This window comes from Streptomyces guryensis (genome assembly GCF_021261325.1).
GTDB classification, from domain to species: domain Bacteria; phylum Actinomycetota; class Actinomycetes; order Streptomycetales; family Streptomycetaceae; genus Streptomyces; species Streptomyces guryensis.
In genome coordinates this window covers 1-1,949 of the sequence record NZ_JAJSBI010000070.1, presented here as the reverse complement: position 1 = coordinate 1,949, position 1,949 = coordinate 1, and the positions used below count along the sequence as shown (strand labels likewise).

At 67.8% G+C, this 1,949-nt stretch carries 2 protein-coding genes and 2 pseudogenes; 1 reads left to right on the top strand and 3 read right to left on the bottom strand.

From position 1 onward, the window contains the following. Positions 1-131: 131 nt before the first annotated feature. Positions 132-329 (top strand): annotated as a pseudogene (locus LJ657_RS47980) (methyltransferase); the annotation flags it as partial. 67 nt (positions 330-396) lie between these two features. Here LJ657_RS47980 and LJ657_RS47975 read toward each other — a convergent pair. From LJ657_RS47975 to LJ657_RS47965, 3 genes and pseudogenes are all read right to left on the bottom strand, one after another. Further along, positions 397-768 (bottom strand): hypothetical protein, encoded by a 372-nt coding sequence (locus LJ657_RS47975; RefSeq protein ID WP_232656078.1) that lies wholly within the window; start codon positions 766-768, stop codon positions 397-399. Between the two features lie 75 nt (positions 769-843). Then, on the bottom strand, positions 844-1,224 hold the full coding sequence (locus LJ657_RS47970; RefSeq protein WP_232656077.1) for a hypothetical protein: 381 nt from the start codon (positions 1,222-1,224) through the stop codon (positions 844-846). Positions 1,225-1,404: 180 nt separating this feature from the next. Then, positions 1,405-1,949, bottom strand: a pseudogene (locus tag LJ657_RS47965) (ISL3 family transposase); the annotation flags it as partial.

Here is a 1,949-nt window from a genome sequence, read left to right as displayed (position 1 = left end):
CATCGCTCGCGGTGCCCGCAACGACGTGCTGGAAGAGGCGGCCCAGACAATCATGGATGAGGCGCTGCGTTCCTGGGGTCGCGTCAAAGACCGCCCGAAGCCGCAGGCATGGCAACTCACGGTGGCCGCGAACCCGCGCGGGCAGCCTGATCGTGGCGGACAACGTCGTACGGCAGGGCCGGGTCGCCGACGCGGACAGCACCGCGCCGGACGTGCTGGGCAGCCGCGCGGCGATCGAACTGATCGGCAGCCACCCAAGGTTGGCCGGCACCGCACTCCACACGGTGGGCAGCAAGGGGCACGACGGCTTCGCGCCGGCGCGCGTGCTGGGGCAGTCCCTTCCCGCAGTCCCTTCCCGCAGTCCCTTCCCGTGGTCCCTTCCCGGTCGTCAGCTCTTCAGCTCTTCGGGGTGATTTGGAAATCAGGGAGGGACGGTGTGGACAGGCCGAAGCCGGAGGACGGGTACCCGGACGGGGCGGGGGACGCCGTGGGGAAGCCGTTGTCGTCGCAGAGTTGGGGCCCGGAGGGCGCGAACACGTGGTAGTCGACCACGCGCTTGGTGGGGAAGGTGACGGTGTCGCCGAGGATCGAGTTACCCGTGTCGATCTTGGTCGGCAGTTCGCGGGACTTGAGCGGAGTGCCGACGTAGATCGTCTCCAGGAAGCCGTCGCAGGGGCTGGACTTGGTCGAGGCGAAGCCCTTCGGCGGCTTCACGTCGTGGACCGCACGGCCGTCGATATGCAGTTCGCTGCGCTTCAGGGACTTCATGGCGAAGTCGTAGTTCACCTCCCTCGCCAGGGGCTCGGCGGCCGAAGTGGCGGAGGACGGCCGGTAGTTGATCCGTCAGTACTCGACCTGGACGGTGACCTTGGCACACAGGGGCCCGTCGAAACCGGGCCTGGACTTGCCGAAACGGACCTCTCCCGCGGCCAGTGCGGGCTGACCTATCTGTCCCCAGTTGACCCAGTCCACCGCCTTCGCCGTGCTCCACTTCGCGTTCGGATGGCAGCCGTCCGCGTTCGTCGGATACACGTCCGACGGGGAGACCGCCGGGCTGGGCGAGGCGGCCGAGGGGGTACCGAGCGGGTCCGCCGCGGTCACGGTCGCGCTCGCGGACGAGCCGGCCCCGGCGTCGTCGTCACCCCCGCCCGAGCAGCCGGCGAGCGACAGCACGGCCGCAACGAGCCCCACCCTGAGCCGAACCCGTCTGTGCGCAGTGGTCATTCCGCTTCCCCCCGTCCGTTCGATGGATCACCGATGCTCCCAGGGAGGTTGCCCTTCGGCCATGTCGGAAAACACACGTTCGGGGGAAGTGCCGGGGTCTCAGAACTCGTGGGGGCCGACGCCTGGCTTTGTGCGCGAGAGCGGGCTCTGGTCCACTTGGTGTGGTCGCGTGACTCTCGGTTACGCCAACAGGACTCGTTTGCGCAGGAGATCGAATCCTGCGCGGCCGAACATCTGGCGCTTGAGCATCTTGATCCGGTTGACATGACCCTCCACGACGCCGGAGTTCCAGGGCAGTGTGAGTCCCGCGGTGACGGCTCGAGGTCGCGTTCGAGGTGTTGGGCGAAGCTCCGGAGGCTGGTCAGTTCGGTGGTGGAGGTAGCTGCTTCGATCCAGGTCGGCAACTGGTCACCTTGGAGGTGAGCGACCATGTGCCCGAAGGAGCGCACGTGCTTGGCAAGTGCCGTCAGCTCGGGGCAATTGGCCAGGACGGCTTTGAGCTGGAGTCGGTCGCCTTCGGGTAGGGCGTCGGGGTGGGTGAGGATCCAGCGCGTAACGGCCCGGGCTGACGGTGGGCGGGGGCCGACCGGTTGGGGTTTGCCGCGAAGCGTCCTGCTGACGTAGGCACGGACACTGGCGTAACCGCGGGGATAGCCCTGTTCCCTGCTCTCCTCCCACAGTTTCCAGGCGTTGGTGCAGCCTTCCTGCCAACGCTGATCGAGGTA